The 18,275-nt window shown below is 25.5% G+C and carries 16 protein-coding genes; 3 read left to right on the forward strand and 13 right to left on the reverse strand.

Going from position 1 to position 18,275, the window contains the following annotated elements; translation table 11 throughout:
* Positions 1 to 154: 154 nt before the first annotated feature.
* Positions 155 to 1,105 (forward strand): L-lactate dehydrogenase, encoded by a 951-nt coding sequence (locus QMG63_RS04015; RefSeq protein WP_281861912.1) that lies wholly within the window; start codon positions 155 to 157, stop codon positions 1,103 to 1,105.
* 22 nt (positions 1,106 to 1,127) lie between these two features.
* On the opposite strand, the gene QMG63_RS04020 is transcribed toward QMG63_RS04015, so the two are convergent.
* The 3 genes from QMG63_RS04020 to QMG63_RS04030 form a co-directional block, all read right to left on the reverse strand.
* Positions 1,128 to 2,657, reverse strand: coding sequence for a YifB family Mg chelatase-like AAA ATPase (locus QMG63_RS04020; RefSeq protein ID WP_281861915.1), 1,530 nt, complete (start codon positions 2,655 to 2,657; stop codon positions 1,128 to 1,130).
* Positions 2,658 to 2,679: 22 nt separating this feature from the next.
* The gene (locus QMG63_RS04025) at positions 2,680 to 3,084 is read right to left on the reverse strand and encodes an iron-sulfur cluster assembly scaffold protein (RefSeq protein ID WP_281861916.1); all 405 of its coding nucleotides are present in this window, start codon (positions 3,082 to 3,084) and stop codon (positions 2,680 to 2,682) included.
* Between the two features lie 170 nt (positions 3,085 to 3,254).
* The gene (locus QMG63_RS04030) at positions 3,255 to 4,523 is read right to left on the reverse strand and encodes a cysteine desulfurase (protein WP_281861917.1); all 1,269 of its coding nucleotides are present in this window, start codon (positions 4,521 to 4,523) and stop codon (positions 3,255 to 3,257) included.
* Between the two features lie 196 nt (positions 4,524 to 4,719).
* Here QMG63_RS04030 and QMG63_RS04035 point away from each other — a divergent pair, with 196 nt between their 5' ends.
* Positions 4,720 to 5,037, forward strand: a complete 318-nt coding sequence (locus QMG63_RS04035; protein ID WP_011772043.1) for a hypothetical protein — start codon at positions 4,720 to 4,722, stop codon at positions 5,035 to 5,037.
* Complete coding sequence (locus tag QMG63_RS04040; RefSeq protein ID WP_281861919.1) at positions 5,030 to 6,313, forward strand: hypothetical protein; 1,284 nt, start codon at positions 5,030 to 5,032, stop codon at positions 6,311 to 6,313. Before QMG63_RS04035 ends, QMG63_RS04040 begins: the two co-directional genes overlap by 8 nt.
* 29 nt (positions 6,314 to 6,342) lie before the next feature.
* Here QMG63_RS04040 and QMG63_RS04045 read toward each other — a convergent pair whose 3' ends face one another.
* From QMG63_RS04045 to QMG63_RS04090, 10 genes are all read right to left on the reverse strand, one after another.
* Entirely contained in the window at positions 6,343 to 7,593 is a 1,251-nt protein-coding gene (locus QMG63_RS04045) for an ABC transporter permease (RefSeq protein ID WP_425592804.1), read from the reverse strand.
* Positions 7,590 to 8,270 carry an ABC transporter ATP-binding protein gene (locus QMG63_RS04050; RefSeq protein ID WP_281861921.1) on the reverse strand — a complete coding sequence of 227 codons (681 nt, stop codon included), beginning with the start codon at positions 8,268 to 8,270 and terminating at the stop codon, positions 7,590 to 7,592. Before QMG63_RS04050 ends, QMG63_RS04045 begins: the two co-directional genes overlap by 4 nt.
* The gene (locus QMG63_RS04055) at positions 8,271 to 9,518 is read right to left on the reverse strand and encodes an ABC transporter permease (RefSeq protein ID WP_281861922.1); all 1,248 of its coding nucleotides are present in this window, start codon (positions 9,516 to 9,518) and stop codon (positions 8,271 to 8,273) included.
* Complete coding sequence (locus QMG63_RS04060) at positions 9,505 to 10,566, reverse strand: hypothetical protein (RefSeq protein ID WP_281861923.1); 1,062 nt, start codon at positions 10,564 to 10,566, stop codon at positions 9,505 to 9,507. The genes QMG63_RS04055 and QMG63_RS04060 overlap by 14 nt, the downstream gene beginning before the upstream one ends.
* Positions 10,563 to 11,408: a signal recognition particle-docking protein FtsY gene (gene ftsY / locus QMG63_RS04065; RefSeq protein ID WP_281862124.1), complete on the reverse strand. Its 846-nt coding sequence runs from the start codon at positions 11,406 to 11,408 to the stop codon at positions 10,563 to 10,565. The genes QMG63_RS04060 and ftsY overlap by 4 nt, the downstream gene beginning before the upstream one ends.
* Positions 11,409 to 11,459: 51 nt before the next feature.
* Entirely contained in the window at positions 11,460 to 12,866 is a 1,407-nt protein-coding gene (locus QMG63_RS04070; RefSeq protein ID WP_281861925.1) for a hypothetical protein, read from the reverse strand.
* Positions 12,848 to 13,925, reverse strand: a protein-coding gene (gene prfB, locus QMG63_RS04075; protein ID WP_281861927.1) for a peptide chain release factor 2 whose coding sequence is annotated in 2 segments (ribosomal slippage) — positions 12,848 to 13,871 and positions 13,870 to 13,925 — 1,080 coding nt in all. Because the reading frame shifts where the segments join, the coding sequence is not laid out codon by codon here. Before prfB ends, QMG63_RS04070 begins: the two co-directional genes overlap by 19 nt.
* A complete protein-coding gene (locus tag QMG63_RS04080; RefSeq protein ID WP_281861929.1) occupies positions 13,925 to 14,494 on the reverse strand; it encodes a hypothetical protein in 570 nt (189 codons plus the stop codon). The genes prfB and QMG63_RS04080 overlap by 1 nt, the downstream gene beginning before the upstream one ends.
* A 3-nt stretch (positions 14,495 to 14,497) precedes the next feature.
* Positions 14,498 to 16,801, reverse strand: a complete 2,304-nt coding sequence (locus QMG63_RS04085) for an energy-coupling factor transporter transmembrane component T family protein (RefSeq protein ID WP_281861931.1) — start codon at positions 16,799 to 16,801, stop codon at positions 14,498 to 14,500.
* Positions 16,801 to 18,270 (reverse strand): hypothetical protein, encoded by a 1,470-nt coding sequence (locus QMG63_RS04090; protein ID WP_281861934.1) that lies wholly within the window; start codon positions 18,268 to 18,270, stop codon positions 16,801 to 16,803. Before QMG63_RS04090 ends, QMG63_RS04085 begins: the two co-directional genes overlap by 1 nt.
* Between the last annotated feature and the right edge of the window lie 5 nt (positions 18,271 to 18,275).

Consider the following 18,275-nt stretch of genomic DNA (forward strand, 5'->3'; position numbering starts at 1 on the left):
CTTAAACAGTTAAATTTTTAGTGCAGAGATATTAATTGTTTATATTTGGTATGATTTAATAATCAAGTTATAAGATATTTCATTTTATAAAATGTTATTAAATTGTTTTAAAGTGTTATAAACTGTTATTAAATAATTTTAATGGAGATAGTTTATGCTTAAACGTAATAAGGTTGTTCTTGTTGGAGCTGGTGGTGTTGGCTCAAGCTTTGCTTATGCTTTGACAATAGATAACTCACTTGTTCATGAGCTTGTAATTATTGATTTAGCTCATGACAAGGCTAAGGGTGAAGTCATGGATTTAAACCATGGTCAGATGTTCTTAGAAAAAAATATTAAAATAAAATTTGGCAATTATGATGATTGTTCTGATGCTGATATTGTTGTAATTACAGCAGGTCTTAATCAAAAACCAGGTGAGACAAGACTTGACTTGGTTGGCAAAAATACTAAAATCTTTAAAGAAATTGTAACAAGTGTTGTTTCAAATGGATTTAAAGGTATTTTTGTAATTGCAAGTAATCCTGTTGATATTATGACTTATGTGACAATGAAATATTCCAATTTTCCAACTCATAAGGTTATTGGTACAGGGACAACGCTTGATACTTCAAGACTTAGATATTTTTTAGCTGAGCGTTTTAATGTTAATACTCAAAATATACATTCATATATTATGGGTGAGCATGGAGATAGTTCTTTTGCTACTTGGGATGAGTCTAAAATAGCTATGAAGTCTTTATCAGAATATCTTGCTGAGGGAAAAATAAGTGATGCAGAACTTGATGAGATTCACAAAAACGTTGTTAATGCTGCTTATGAGGTGATTAAACTTAAAGGTGCAACTTATTATGCTATTGGGCTTGGTATTAAAAAAATTGTCAATGCAATAATTAGTGACCAAAACCTTATTTTGCCGATATCTTCATATATTAATGGGCAATATGGTAATTTTGTTAAGGATATTTATATTGGAGCACCTTCTATCGTTTGTAAAGATGGTGTAAAAGAGGTTCTTGATTTTAAAATAAGTGATAGAGAACTTGAAAAATTTAAAATTTCTGCTACTCAACTAAAAAGTTATATTGATAAAATAGAGTTTTAATTTTGCCCCAATTGGGGCTTTTTTACTCTTCTAGTAATCTTTCTCCATGTTTTCTATGTTCAATTGCTTCTAGTAATGATTCCCTTAAGATATGGTTTTCTTCTTTTAAATCTGCAATTGTTCTTGCTATTTTTAAGATTGAATGAGTTGCTCTTGATGATATATTGAGTTTATTTAATATATAAATCATTTCTTCTCTTAGTATTTTATCTAATTCACAAAATATAGCAATATGCTCTGGTTTAAGATCAGAATTCTTGTGAATATTTTCAATATTTGCGTATCTTTTACTTTGTATGTTCCTTGCCTTTATTATCCTCTGTTTTATTTCACTCGAGCTTTCATTATCTTCTTGGAATAATTTTGCATTGTCTACCGGTTTAACTGGTACCCTAATATCAATTCTATCAAGCATTGCTGCTCCAAGTTTTTTCCAGTAGTTTGAAACTTCTTGTTGTGAGCAAAAACATTCTGTATCATTTTTTCCAAGGTTGCCACAAGGACAGGGGTTTGTGGCAATCATTAACTGAAAATTTGCAGGATATTTGAATGATTTTGAACTTGCTCTTACTATTGATATCATTTTATCTTCTATTGGTTCTCGAAGTGATTGTAGTATTGATTTTTGGAATTCCAAAGCTTCATCTAAGAATAAAATTCCATTATGAGCAAGTGATACTTCACCAGGAAGTGCATTAGAACCTCCACCAATTATTCCTTCTTTACTTGCAGTTTGATGGGGTTGTCTAAATGGTCTTTGTCTTATTATTTTTGTATCTATTAATTTACCTGCAACTGACCAGATTCTGTTTGTTTCAATGATTTCTTTATTTGTAAGTGGAGGTAAGATTGACTGTACACATTTGATGCTGAGAGTTTTTCCACTTCCAGGAGGGCCAAATATCATGATGTTATGACCTCCAGCGACTGCGATTTCGAGTGCTCTTTTGGTTCTATGTTGTCCTTTGATATTTTTAAAATCGTATTCAAATTTTTCTTCATTGTATTCTGTTTTAAAGTTAATTGTGGGTTTTGCTGGAAATATATTATTGTTAAGATTATTTATTATTTCTAGAGCTTCTTTTAAAGTTTTTACTCCCCAAATGTTTAGATTTTCTATTAAAAGAGATTCTTCTAAATTGTCAAAAGGTATGATTATACATTTGATGCCTCTTTTTTTTGCAAGTGAAATGGCAGGCAATACTCCTTTAATTGCTCTTATTTGTCCGTCTAATTGTAATTCACCTAATATTAAAACTTCTAAGTTATTGTTTTGATTTTCTTTTATAGTTATAATGCTTATTGCGATTGAAAGATCAATTGCTGTACCGATTTTTTTGATACCGGCTGGTGCTAGATTGATTAATATCCTGTCTTTTGGAAATGTAAATTCTGAATTTTTGATAGCTGATTTTACCCTTTCTCTTGATTCTTTAATTTCACTTCCAGCTAGTCCAACAATATCAATTCCTGATATTCCTTTTTTAATATCTACTTCAATTTCAATAAGTTCTCCTTCATATCCTATTGATGAGTGAGAGTATATTTTCATATAATTCTCCTTAAATTAAAAGTTATTTAATGGTATTCAAGATCTCTTTTAGAGCTTTGTATGGTAGCATGAAGCAATCTTTTCTATTTGTATATAAGAAATTTTCAAAATTTTTAAGGCTTTTATCAATTTCTTCTAAATTTTCAAAATTTTTATTGATTGTTTTTGTTATAATCTTTAGTATTTCTTTTCTAGGTTTGTTATCACATAATTTAGTTAAGATATAAGCGCTTGAGAGAAAAATTATGCATCCATATGCGTTGTATTTTAATCTAATTTTTTCATTGTTTTCATTGATTTTAAAAGTTATTTGGTCACCGCACTTAGATTGATGATATACTGAACTTTGGTTTTTATCTGTTTTAAAATAATACTTTTTTATTTTGCTAAATCTTATTAGTTCTTTTTTTGTTTCTTCTGAAAACATGTTTCAATTTTAAGAGGTTTGCTTGATTAAATCAATAATAATTTTATATTGATTTAATTTAAGTTTTATGTAATGAGTAAATTTTGTACATATTGTTTTTTATGTTATTGAGTGTTGTAATCTTTATGTAAGATGATTAATAGCTTTTGTGAGCTTTTTTAAAGATAAATTTAATAAAATGCTTTTATTGTTCTCTTTAAGCAAGATATGAAAGTATCAATTTCTTCTTTTGTATTGTATAAGTAAAAGCTTATTCTTAGTAAATGGTCTTTTTTGATATTTTCTGAAAAAAATGCAAGATAAGCGCAGGTTTTCCCAGATCTAATTGCAATTCCCATTGTATCAAGATATGTCTCGATGTCGTGTGAGTGAATATCTTTTACTGTAAATGATATTATTGATTTCCGTTTGATATCTTTATTGAGAATGAATTCAACCTCATCAATTTCTTTTAATTTTGTAACACAATATTCAATCAGTGCTCTATCATGTTTTTGAATAAATTCCATTGAGATGTTATTAATATATTCTATTGCTTTACCAAGACCAATAATTCCTGCAATATTTGGTGTACCCGATTCAAATTTATTTGGAGGTTCAAGATTTTTAAAGTTAAGCTTTCCATTTTCTATGAAAATATCTTCTATGGTATTACCTCCTAATTTGGAACTGTTGAGTTTATCTATAATTTTATCTGATATATATAAGACCCCAATGCCTGTTGGAGCAAGCATTTTGTGTCCTGAGAATACTAAAAAATCACAATCTATTTTTTTTACATCTATATTCATATGTGGCGCCATTTGAGCTGCGTCTATGAATAAAATAATTTTATTATCTCTGGCAAGCTTTCCAATTGTTTCTAAATCTTGTATAGTTCCTAATATATTGTTTATGCTAGATATAGCAATAATTCTTGTTTTATCTGTAATTAAGTTTTTTATTTGTGCTGGTTGAATTATTCCCATTTCATTAAATTTTGCAAGTTTAATTTTTAATTTTAAAAATTTGGCAATATTTATCCAAGGAAGCAGATTACTATTGTGTTCAAGCGTTGTTGTAATGATTTCGTCATTTTTTTTTAAAAGTTTTGAAAAGATTAATGAATTTACTACTGTGTTTATTCCATCTGTAGTGCCGGAATTAAATATTATGTTTTTATAAGACTCTGCATTGATAAATTTTTTAACAATTTTTCTTATTTTTTCTACTTTTAAGCTGCATTGTATTGCAAGTTCATGTCCGCTTCTGTACACATTTGCATTATAATTTGTGTAGTATTCAACTATAGATGAAATCACACTTTGTGGTTTTTGAGAAGTTGCGGCATTGTCAAAATAAATGATTTTTTTGTCATTAATAGTTTTGTTTAAAATAGGGAAGTCTTTCCTTAGGATTTTGACTTTTTCATTTGTATCTTGTATAAGATTAAGATCCATTTGTTTAGTACTCTTTATTTTTATATAAGAATTTTTATTTTAAAAATTATACCATTATTTTTTATTTTATTTTGACATATAAAATTTCTTATATTTTTTTGTTAAGTTAATTTGTGCTTTGATGTCTGTATTTTATCATTATGTTTAATTTTAAGCTTTTATATTTTAAAGATATGTTTATGTTATAATTCGTTTTATGAAAGAAATAATTTATAGATTTGAAAAAGCAGAGGATTATAAATTAGTACCTATTAATAATATTTATGGTAGTGTAACTAATACTGGAGAGATTTTTTGTGATCTTGTCTTTGAATCTACAGAAATTCCTGAAGAAATTGTTTATACTAAGACTAAAGAGGGTGTCTTGGAAGAGATTTCGGGAGAGTTTAAGGGTTCTAAAGAGAAGATAATTTTAATAAATTCTTTTGTTGGGATTTCTATTACAAAAGATACTGCTAAAAATATTGCTTATTGGCTCTTAAAAAAAGTTGATGAATTAGAAGATAATGAGTAAAACTTCTGAGGAAAGAATTAAGATTTATTTATCTAAACTGTCTAAGTATAAAAATAAGATTTTAAAAGAAAACAATATAAAGGATATTATTGAACGAGCAGATATCTCTGATGCTGATATTGAAAATATTGAAATGCATTTTTCTAAGATATATGATAGAGCTTTGCGATTAGAGGAAATGGGAGAACTGATTGATTCTTTAAGAGAACTTGAGACTATATATTTGTATTCTCTTCATAGTAAATCTATTTTTGCTTCATTTTTTAATTTTTATAAGAGACTTGTAAAAAGAATAGATAGTAAAAATATAAATAAAAAATTGATGCATATAAGTTTACAGGCTCGAGAATTTGGAATAGTTAGTGGGATTAACTTAAAAGATTATGATGAAGCTGAAAGGTTAAAACATCGAGTATTAATATTATTATTAAGTTTTGTATTAATAGCTATTATTGCATTTATTACATATGCAATAATGCATCCCGTTATTAGTGGCTATGAAGAGCTTGATGAAGTAAAAGATGTTCATAGGACCACTTTTCAAGGATTACCTTCAATTACAAGGGCGTCTGATTTAGTGGTTGAATCTGTTAATCTTGATGCAGATCCTTATGTTTTATATCGTGTTGAGGTTGAAGATGCTAAGGTGTTAGTTTTTGAAGATGCACATGTTTATCAGCTGAAAGCAGGAGTTGTTTCAGCTAAAGAGCCTATTAAAAGGATTTATTATGGTGTTACTGTTTATGATGATTTAGGAAGATCTATTTTAAGTAAGGTTTTTGAAAAGACAAGTGATTTTCCTAATAGATGGAGTAAAGGTGTATATGCTCCAATTGATTTTATATACAATATTCCCAAAGAGATTAATGGACATCCTAAAAAAATGGTTCTTGATATACGTTTAGTTGAATTTTTTAGTGAAGTTGATAATTTGTCCAGTGTTAATTTAGAAACAAGTTCTTCAATATTAAATTTTAAATATCTTGGAAGTTATTTTAATGAATCTTTTGGAATTTATGAGGCTAATTCTTTAATAGAGGTTTACAATGATTCAAAAGATAATATTAAGGATTTGGAAATTGAAGTGGCTTATGTTTCTAAGGATAGTCAGATTATTAGGTCGCTGCAACGGAAGTTAATTTCTGAAGCTAATTCTTTTCTTAAGCCTTACTCTAGGCAAAGTTTTTCGTTAAAGACTATTTTCCCAAAAGAGATTTATCCAAATATTAAAGAAGAGTTGTCCTTTATTAAGATTATGAATGTATTTATAAGATAGTATTTTTATGTATAAAAATATTGATTTATCTATAAAATTTCTTTTTCTTTAAACTTTGAAATAATATTTAGAGGAATAAGCGTTGTTGCAATACTAATTAGTGTGTAAGATAAAAGAATAATTAAGTTAAATTTATGGCTTATTTTGATATTAAATTCAGAGATATAATAATCAGAGTTTAAAATTTCTGTATTATCAGTGCCAAATATTTTTAAAATTGTATTAATAATAATATCTATTATATTAATTGGATGTTCGATATTAATGGTTATGTAATTTCCAATGATTATTCCTATTATGCAAGATATTGAGCTTATAACAAGTGCTATTAATATAAATATTAATTTGAGACTTAAATTACTCATTCCAATTGATTTAAATATTGCAATTTTCTTTTTATTTTCAAGTATTAGCATACAAAGGGATGAGGATATATTAATACTTGCAAATATTACAATAAATGCCATAATAAATATTAAGAGTTTTTTACTGGTATCTAAGTTTGTATATTTGTTTAAATAAAGCTCATAAAATGTTTTTATTTTGTATTCTTGGAATTCTTTTTGAATATTTTTCTTTAAATTATCAGTTTTTTCTTTGGTATTGGGTTTGATAGAAATTCCAATTATTCTTTTAGAAAATTTTTCCGACATGATATTTGAATCTTGTAGTGAAACGAAAACTAAATTTTCATCAATTTCCCTTAAACCCGTTTCAATGATTCCGGATATATTAAACTTTTTTGCTTTGGGAAATATCTTTTGATGCTTATTATTTGGTACTACTATGTAAATAGATTCGTTGATTTTTAAATTAAGTCTGTCTTTAATTTGTTTTGATATCAATATTTCATTTTTATTGAAATTCTTTTTACCGTCTATTAATTTTATATGCTTATTTTCATCAATAAATTGGTTTTCTACCGCTCTTATTAATATACCTTGTTTTTTATTATTTCCGATTATTCCGTAGGTTCTTTTTTCAAAAAAATATCTTAGTTCATCATGTTGGTATTCTTTTTTTAATTTTTCTAGTTTAGATCTAAGGTATGTATCTTTTTCAATTTCATTATATTCAATTTGTACGGAAAATCCTTCATTTTCAATGTATTTTTCTATTGTAGAATTCATTATATTGTTTGACATGTAGTAGACAATAATTAAAGGGATCATGACTAAACTTAAAGATATTCCAGAACCAATCAAGGCTTTTTTATTTTTTGAATTTATAAATATTATGTATGCTATTTTTGTGAGTTCTTTGATATTTGGACGCATCATATTCTCTTTAATGTTTTTTCTTTAAGTTCATATTTTATATCTGCTTTATTTGAAAATTCTGGATTGTGACTGACTAAAATTAGTGTTTTGTGAAATGTTTTAGCTGTGTTTATTAATAAAGATTCTACTGTTTTTGCGGTGTTAATATCCAAGTTACCAGTAGGTTCATCGCATAAAATTATGTTTGGTTCATTTATTAAAGCTCGTGCAATTGCAGCTCTTTGTGCTTCTCCTCCTGAGAGCTCTGAAGGGTAGTGATCTCCTCTTGTATCTATTTCTAATATTTTCATTAAGTTTAAAGCTTTTCTATTTATTGTTTCTAAGTTATCTTTTCCCTCAATTATTTTAGGTAAAATAATATTTTCAAGTACACTAAACTCATCAATTAAATTGTGATTTTGAAATACAAGACCTATTTTTTTGTTTTTATATAAACTTAGTGTTTTTTCATTTGCATCCTTTAAAGATATTCCACATGAAATTATATCGCCTGAATCCATTTTATCAATTCCTGATATGATGTTAAAAAGTGTAGATTTTCCACATCCGCTTTTGCCTTGAATTGAAATAAAGTCCCCATCTTTTACATTTAAATTTAAATTTTCTAATACTTTTATTTTTATTTTGTTTTTAGTGTATGTTTTATGTATTTCTGTTATACATATAATATTTTTCATTTATGAGGCTCCGTTTATTTTATCAACATATTTGATCTTTTTTGTTACCTTTAGACTTGTGCATATGGTAAACAAGCAAGCAAAAAATAGTGTGAACATTAAATCACTTAAAAATATTTTAGGTGTAATTATATTTTTAACTATTTTGATTTCTATATTTTTTAGTTTTAATTTTAATATATAATTTATAGTATTAATTAGGCTGTTTATTAAAATATCAATTACATTTAAAATTTCATTGATATTTGAAGATATTATAATGCCCGCAATTAATCCAATAATTCCACCGAGTATGCAGATTATTACTGAATGAATTAAGAAAATATCCCTGATTTTTTGTGATTTAAGCCCTAAGGATAAGATTATTGAAATTGATTTGCTTTTATTGATTATAATTCTTTTTTGTAAATAATATGTGTTAACGGCAATGACAAGAAATATGCTTGTTAAAATGATTAACATTGTATTCCTTTCTATTTTTAGTGCTTTATAAAATTCTTTATTATATTCGTTCCATGGTTTAAATTGGATGTTGGGATTAATATTTTTTATTTTGTTTATTAAGTTTTTGCTAGGATATAAATTTTGTGTTTTTATTTGATATTTAATATCTGAATCTTTTATAATTTGTTTTTTGTAAAAATAATTAATATTCATAAATATTGTGGATTCATTTATTTTGGCATAATTACTCTTAAAAATGGCTTTTATTTTAAAGTATTTTACTTCGTTTTTTAGTGTTTGTAAATTTTTTATTTCATCACTTAATATTAATCCTATTATGTCGCCTTCAAGTAGGCCTAAGTTATATGAGAGCACATCTCCTATTATGATTTCATCATCGTTAAGTTGAAGTTCAGATTGTGTAAGCCCTGTTAGTAGGATAAAATTTTTATCTTCTATGATGTCTTTTGTGTCAAGTGCAATGATATTCAAGATACTTGGATAGTAATAGTTTTCAATTCCAATGCCTTGTGTTTCATAGATTTTATTTATTTGAATTATTTCTTTAATCCTTTTAAGAGCATTAAGTTCTTGATCATTTAATTGGCTTTCAATTTTTAAATTGCCACTCTCTAAAGTAGATATGCTTGTGAAAAAGTCATTTTGAAAACCATTCATTATTGATATTGTAATAATGATAATGATTTGTCCAAGTACTATGCTTAAAATTATTACAATTGTGAGTGATAAACTGTTTTGTTCATCTAAAATCAATCTTTTCAATAAGAATTTATTTAATCTCATTTTTATCTCTATTAATATTTTTATTTATTTCTTCAATAATTTCGTCATTTTTATATCTTACTTTAAAGATAGGATTTCCATTGTAGTATATTTCTTGTTCGTATTCATGATCATTAAAATAGTCAGTTTTTAATAATATTAAGTTATTCTCGTAAATTGTTTTTGACGTTAATCTATTATCAGAATTATATTCATATTTTGTTTTAGTGTTATGTTCTTTTTTGTTTTCTTTTACAGTTATATTTTCAACTATAACGTTTCCAGATTCATTATATTCAAAATCACTGATCTTTGTTATTTCATTGTTTTTGTATATTTCTTTTTTGATTAAGTTGGGACCTTTATATTTTGATATAATTTTTATGTTGCCTTCTTCTTTTTCTTCGGTATTGATTACTTCATTATCGTCTAAATATTGATTTTTTTCTCTAGATTTGATTTTGTTATTGTCTAATATTATGCTTTCTAAATGTCTTTTTTGATTGTCATATTGAATTACTTTTGTTTTGGATTTTTTTATGTCAAAGTATGTGGATTTTATCTCTCCATTGATTCCGTAATTCCAAACTTGAGAATCTGACCCCGTTATTTTTAAAAGCTTACCATTAGAATCTTTCATGTAGTGTAGTGTTTTTGGCTTTTGATTTAAAATTTTGATTTTTTTATAAATTAAATCATTGTTTTTATAAAAATAATCTACAGATTCAAGAATTATTCCTTTAGGACTATATTTTATTTCTTTTATTTTATTATTCAAATTGTCATAAATTTCTTCTTTTGTTTTGATATCTTTTTCATTATAGAATGTTAGTTTTTTTTTATCATCTTTTATTGTTTCCTGTGTTTTGTACTTTATCAATTGTAGGTCTTTAAAGAGACTAAATTTTTCAATTTCATTAATCTTTATGTATTCAATGTAGAATCCTGTTTGTGGAATTTCATATATTTCTTGATATTTATTAAAAAATACATCGGATATAAAATAATTTTGCCCATATGCACTTGGTATTATAAATATTAAGAATAATATTACTATATTTTTTGTCATAATACTTTATTTAAGTAGTCATCAGTGTTAAATTCTTTAATATGTTCTACTTGTTCTCCAAATGTGAAAAAGTATATTGGTTTCTTAAATAATTTTGAGATATTTATTATTCCACCTGCTCTAGATGATGAGTCAAATTTTGTGGCTATTATTCCATCAATTTCTATTGCTTTGTTAAATATTTCTGTTTGATTGTTTATATTCTTTCCAGAGATAGAGTCTATTACTAGTATCTTTTTATAGTTAACATCTATTTTGATCATTTGCTTTTTAATTACATTATCCATTTTTTGGAGTTCTTTGATTAGATTTTCTTTGTTTTGAAGTCTTCCTGCTGTGTCAATTATTAATATATCATAATTTTTGGTCTTTGCACTTGAAATACTGTCAAATATTACTGCTGCTGCGTCGCTTCCTTGATTTTGAGATATGACTGTAATTCCAATTTTTTCGCTTTGTATTTTAATTTGTTCAATTGCTGCTGCTCTAAATGTGTCTGCTGCAGCTATTAATACGTTTTTACCTTCATTTTTAAATTTATTTGCAAGCTTTATGATGCTTGAGGTTTTGCCAACTCCGTTTACCCCAATTATCAATAAGATGTTTAATCTTTTACTCTCCAAGTTGAGAGATTGTTGGTTTATGTAACTTTTAAGAAAGTCTTTTAGTTTTAAGAGTGTTTCTTCTTCATCTTTGATCTTAAGTTTTTTTATATTTTCTATTATTTCAATTACTATATCATTTTTAATATCTGCTTCCAAGAGAATATCTTCTATATTTTCAAATATTTGTGTTTTTTCTTTGTTTTTAAATAAATTTTTTATCTTGTCGAAAATACCCAAAATTCTCATTCTCCTATTTTTTTATTGTTTACTAAATAATTTTACAATAATTTATTCACCTTTGCTTGCTTCTTGAATATATTGTACCAGATGAATTATTAATGGTATAAAACTGCCAACAGAAAGTGTAATTCCTGTACCAAGTAAAAATGTTGTAATCATTTGTTCTGATTTTACGTTGTATAGATCCTGAAGTGTTATTTTACGTCTAATAATATTCTTTAAAGCGATATTATAAAGTTCTGATGATTCATTGTATTTTGTTATGGCAAAGGCAGTACCTATTAAGTTTAATGTGAAGATCCCGAGGTTTATATAGAATTGATCTCTTTTTATAATAAGCTCATTTTTATTGTCTTTTAGCATTTCAATATTAATTTCTTTATCTTCTTTGCTTATCATTTTGAACATGTTTTTGTATCCTTTAGCTTGCAGTAAAATAGATTCTATACCCTCAGGTTCTTCAATTTCAATTGGAGTTTCTCCTATGAATATTCCTTTTTTAAATACTTTGGATGTTACATTACTTGTAATTGGTATTTTTCTAGAATTTGCTTTTTGTAAGTTAATATTTAAGATAATTGTATCTCCACTTTTTACTTTTTGCTTTACTGTATGGGGTTTGTAAGTTGTACTTATGATGTTAATGATAATTTCTTTGTTTGGAAGTTTAGAAATATCCCATATATCATTGTTATATATTCCTTTTGATACAAATTGTTCGTTTATATATATTTTGGCATCTAAATTATTGATGACATTGATCTTAATCTTAATAAATTCTCTTCCTAATATTTCTTCAAAACTAAGCTCTGCTATTTTGTTTGCAATATCATCAACGGATGATGATAGGTGAAAAATTTCTTTTTTAACCTTGATTCCTTGAGGAGTGATATTGCTAATTTCAACTAGATAATATTTTTCTATTTTTTTAAGATGTATGTAATTGACAAAAAATAGCTCTTGGCTTATTAAAAATTCTGTGTTTAAATTTGATGGATGTATTTTTTCTTTATGTTTTATGTATTTTGTTTTCATTTTTTTTAAATTTATAAGGTACTCTTCAAATTCTTTTTGTTTAATTTTAATATTTTCAATGTCTTTTTTAAGTTCATTTATCTTGATTTCTATTTTATTTTCTTCTCTGGAACTTATTGCATTTTGTAGCTTTTTTTTGTCCATATCTTCTTTTAGTTTACTGATCTCTCGTTCTTTATTCACTATATTTTGATTTATGTAAATGCGTTTGATGAAATCTTTATCATTGTTATTGACAATATGTTCATTGATTGTCTTATAAATTTTATCTAGTGTTTGCTCAATGCCTTCTTGAAGATTTTTATTTTCATCTTGTGTGTTGATGATATAAGAAAAACCATACTCAATGTTACTTTGAGGATATGCTAGTTTTAATGTTAAGATTAAAAATAATATTATGATTAACTTAGATTTTTCCATTTAAGATATTCTTCTATAAAGTTATCAATGTTTCCATCCATAACAGAGATGATATTTGGATTTTCAAATTTTGTTCTGTGATCTTTTACTAAAGTATAGGGTTGAAAGATATAAGACCTTATTTGATTGCCCCAAGATATATCTTTTTTCTCCTTTTGTTTAGATTTATTTTTTTGTTGCTCTAGTATTTTGTAGTGTTCATAAAGTTTAGATTTTAATACTCTCATTGCTAGATCTTTATTTCTATGTTGACTTCTATCAGTTTGAGATTGAGTTACTATGCCCGTTTGAAGGTGCGTAATTCTAACAGCAGATGATGTTTTATTGACATGTTGCCCTCCTGCTCCTGAGGCTCTATATGTATCAACTCTAATATCTTCTGGTTTAATTGTTATTTCAATTTTATCATCAATTACAGGATCAATGAAAACAGATGCAAAAGATGTGTGTCTTTTTTTTGCAGCATCAAAAGGAGAAATTCTTACAAGACGATGTATTCCTACTTCACTTTTTAAAAATCCGTAAGCATATTCTCCTTTTATTTCAATTGTAACAGATTTAATGCCCCCCTCAGCTTCAAGTAAGTCTATGAGTTCTGTTTTATATCCATGTCTTTCAGAATATCTTAGGTATATTCTATATAGCATGCTAACCCAATCACAAGCTTCTGTTCCACCTGCTCCTGAGTGTATTGTCAAGAACGCATTATTGATGTCAATATCTTCTTTAAAATAAGATAATGTTAGGAGATGCTTATACTGTTCTTTTAGTTTATTAATATCTTGTTCGAGTAGCACTGTGTCTTCTTCGCTTTCTACAATTTCGCAGAGTTCTCTTACGTTTTTAAGTTTACATATCAAGTCTTCCCAAGGTTCAATTTTGGCTTTTAAAATATTTTGATTTTTAAGGATCTCTTGTGCTTTTTTATTATCATTCCAGAAATTTTCATCATTTATTTGTTCTTCATATTCTTTAATTTTTACCTTGATCTTATTGCTGTCAAAGTTTCCTCCATACATTTTCAATTTGTTCCAAAAGTTCATTTATTTTTTCTCTCATTATAAACCCTCGATATTATTTATTAACATAATTATATTTGGAATTAAAGATAAAATGAACATTATAAAAAAATACATTGTTTCATTGGTTAATATTTTTGATGTTAATTTTTTTTCAAAACTTTTCTTTGTTAAGGTTATTAATATAAGAGCTATTAAGATGCTGAGTGAAGACAAAATGAGTATTTTAATGCCTTCTAAAAAGTTATGACTTTTATCTAAGGAAAAGAATGTTATTGCAATTAAACTAGTATTGGATAGCAGAAAGTCGTTTGAATATTTTGATTTGTTGTTGTAAACAATTAAGATATTATTTAATATTTTGAATATTATCGTTAGTATATAGATCAATGTTATATATATAATTGGTATTATATATAATAAGTTATGTTCTAAGAATAATTTATAAACATAAAAAAGACTTGAATAAATTAATAAAGAAGTTATTATAACGACCAAATACTTTTTTGATAATGTCTGATTATCTTTGATTTTTATGTCTTCAATTCCGATAAAGTGTATTAGTAATAGATTATTTACTAATAAATACGTTATTAAACTATTTTTCATAATTTATATAATTTCTTCTCCATTTTCATTTTTATATTTTATTGTTTTGACTTGATTCATGTTTAAATGATGCAATATTTTTTTAATTTGAAATGTTAAGCTATATCTTTTTATTAATATTGAACTTATCTGTAGGATAAAAATGGATATTACAACTGCTAAAGTTTCAAGTGGAATATAGCTTAATGTTATAAAATATGCTAAAGATAATGTAGTCCCATAGAGTATTTGTTCAAATTTAAAGGGGGGGGCTATTTGCAATTCTGTGCCCATTGTAAATATTAAAATCATTGGAATTGGTGACATTATTAGAGTCAGCATATCAAAACTTATATAAGTGTAAAGATCAAGACTTTTGAAAATATAAGCAATTAGTAGCAGACTTATATAAAAAGATAGTGGTATTAATTTATTTATGATAAATTTTCCAAGAATAAATGAGAAACCAATATAAATCAGAATGGGTGATAAATATTTTTCGTTTTGTAATCCTAACAAGTTTTCAATGTGAAATCTTGGTATCATTATATTTAGATTAGACAATATATTGTCATTTATGAATTTTTCAATCATATCAATGTGCTTGTTTTCATATCTTTTAAATTTTTTTAGGTTTGCTAAATTTTGAATGTTTGAACTTTGCTTCATTATTTTATTCCAGGTAGGAATTATATCTTCTTGTTCTGAGAGTTTTTTAGAATATGTATGCTTAAAACTTGATGGAAAGTTTAGTAATAAAAATATAAACGATATTAATATGGGGTTTACAAGAAATTTGGAAAGCTTTGAGAAATAAAAAAATACTAAAAATGTAAAAAGTAATGTCATTATTTTTAATATGATAGAGAAATTTAAAGGTAAGATTATATTGATAATTAATGAGGTATATATAAAGAACGAGAGATATTTATGTTTGGATTTTAGCATTATTGGAATATGTAAGCACAAGCTTATCATTGTTAATATTAAAGTATCAATTAAAAATTTTATGTTGTTTGTAAAAGAGAATATTAAACTAGGTATTAAGGCTAAGATAATAGTTAAATAGATATCTTTTAAGTTGTTCTCAGTGTATATTGGTTCATTGTTGAGGTTCGAATTTAAAATATTTTCCTTTATTTCTTTTTTTACTTTGTTTATTTCATCTTCTGTTTCAGTTTCAGTATATTGCAGATATTGTAATTGTTTATTAGAAATTTTATTTTTGCCCTTAATCTTTGATAAAATAATCTCTTCCATATATCGTGGTGAAAAACTAGGTGTTTTTAAGAGTTTTATTTTACTCAATATTGATTCTTTTTTTAATATTGTAATGCTATATATATCTCTTGTTATAGGTATATTTAGATTATTTATTTTTATCTTATTTGCGGGGTTGTTTATAAATATGTCATATTTTTTTGTATCAATATCTTCATTTATTATTTGTTGAATAGACGTTCCAATTTTTACTTTGATTATTTTACTTTGTATTTTTTTATTGCCGTTTATGGTTATAAACTTTTCTTTATATGGGGAGTTTGTTTTGAGCGTATTATATACATTATAAAGATCTTCGACGTTAGTTAAGAGTATGTTTTTATTTGGATTTATATTGTTTTTTGTACTCTCTTCATTGTATAAAAAGTGCATGATTACTTCATGATTTGAATATGGATATGAAATATTGGGAATTAATTTGATCGTTAATCTTTTGTCTTGAAAGATATTTAACTTTTCAAGTTCTTTTTTTAAGTGATAATTGCTAAGTACTATTAATATTTCTTTGAATTTAAATATTTTGTCGATTGTTTCAAAACCATAAATAATTTCGTCTAATTTTTCTTTTATTAATATTTCTGAGATATTTGTGAATGGATCTTTACCATTGATTAAGAAAAGCATTTTATCTATTTTTTTGCATTTACTTACATATTTAAATAGTGAATGTTCATTAAACCAGGGAATTCCTAGTCGAATTAACTTTTCTAGTGTTTTTTCTCTTGATTCTTCCTCAACTGAGAGTTCTTGTTCGTTTTTGATTCTTCCGTGAAATCTGATTAATGCTGATTTTAATTGGTGTTTACCTGGAAGATTAGCTGTATATATTTTTTCTATTGTTCCAGATATTGGGGAATATGTGTATAGTTCCGCATTTTTATTTTTTGATAATATTTGTCCTTCTGTGATTCTTTGATTTTCAATGATATATATTGTGGAGTTTGCATTTTCTGTTTCTAGTGGAATTAAAACACATTCAGGCATTTGAATTTCATCTATATTTACTTTATACTGTTTTTTTATTTTTAGCGTTTTTGAGTTAGACATCAAATATTTCCTTTAACATATTTTCTATAGCTTTTTTCACTCATATTTAAAAGAATTGTAAATCTTATTGCTTTAAATAGAAATAGCAATAAGAAAAATGGCAATGAGAGAGTGAACAAAGTTGTAAAATTATCCTTATTGATTGCAATATTAGCAGGTGTTTCTTTATATATTAAGATTGGATTTCCATTATCTAAGAATAATTTTGGGAGTTCTTTATTAAGGTTTTTGGATATAAATTCTTTGTCTACTTTGTATACAGTTTTTGGGTTAATGGTTATTTTGTTGTTTTCTATTTCAAAATAGTCCTCTTTTACATGTGTGTTTACTTTGCCATATTGAGATGTGATTTTATATTTAAGCTCATTTTGGTAAAATATGTGATACATATAACCCACAATATTTGGAATTTCTTCATTATGTCCCACCATTAAGTAAATGTTGTCGGGGTTTAAATAGTCAAAATAGTTCAATTTTTTACTGTAAAGGTAATTTAAATTATTATAAGCATTAAGTATATTTTGTGCATAAAAAAATGGCATTAATGACGCTATGAATAACATTATATGTATGAGGATCTTGAATTTTAGTATTTTTGTTTCTCGTTTTTGTTCTTTTATTTCAATTAAGGATAAAAATGTGTGTTTGAGATTGCTTTCAGTTTTTATCCAAGTGAATATTAAAAAAATACAAAGTGTTGATATTGATACAAAAATAATCAGAAGTGCTTCGAGATTGGTTGTGAAAAAATTAATGATAACAATAAAATAAAATACTATAAATAAAAATAAAAATATTGGAATTTTAATTTTCTTAATTAATACTGTAAAGCTAATATCCCTTAGATATATTTTATTGTAATTTTTATTAAAATTATCAATTAATGTAAATAATAGGTAAGAGAGTATAGTTAAAGGATAAAAATATAGTATTTCATCGCTAAATATGAATATAGTACATGAACTTATTAGAAAAAGGATTATAAAGGGTGCATATTTGATGTTTAATAGTAATAAAAGTATTATAATTGTTATGAATGTTATGATTGAGAAATATTTAATTTTAGTTTTGTAGTTAAGTGAGTGTATTTCTGCTTCAATCTTTTGATCTTGCTTTAATTTTTTAAGATCGCTACTGGTGAATGCTGATTCTACATAGAGTATTTTTTTCTTTTCTATATTAAAGAGATTAGATAATTTTTTTAAAAATAGATCTTTTCGAAGATCATAGTCATTAAGGTGAATTAATTTATCTATTGTTATCTCTTTGAAATTGGGGAAGTCTAATATATTTACTTTTGTTGTATATTCAGATATTGTTTTATATCCTAATGAGGTTATGTAGTCATTTGCAGTTTTTAAATCTTCTTCTCCTTTGAAATATATTGGTTTATAATCTCCAAATTTTGACATGTTGCAAGAGATTAGTAATAGTATTAACAGTATATGTAAAAATTTTGGCAGTTTCATTTTTT

The organism is Candidatus Borrelia fainii (assembly GCF_027925085.1).
In the GTDB taxonomy this organism is placed as follows: Bacteria; Spirochaetota; Spirochaetia; order Borreliales; family Borreliaceae; genus Borrelia; species Borrelia turicatae.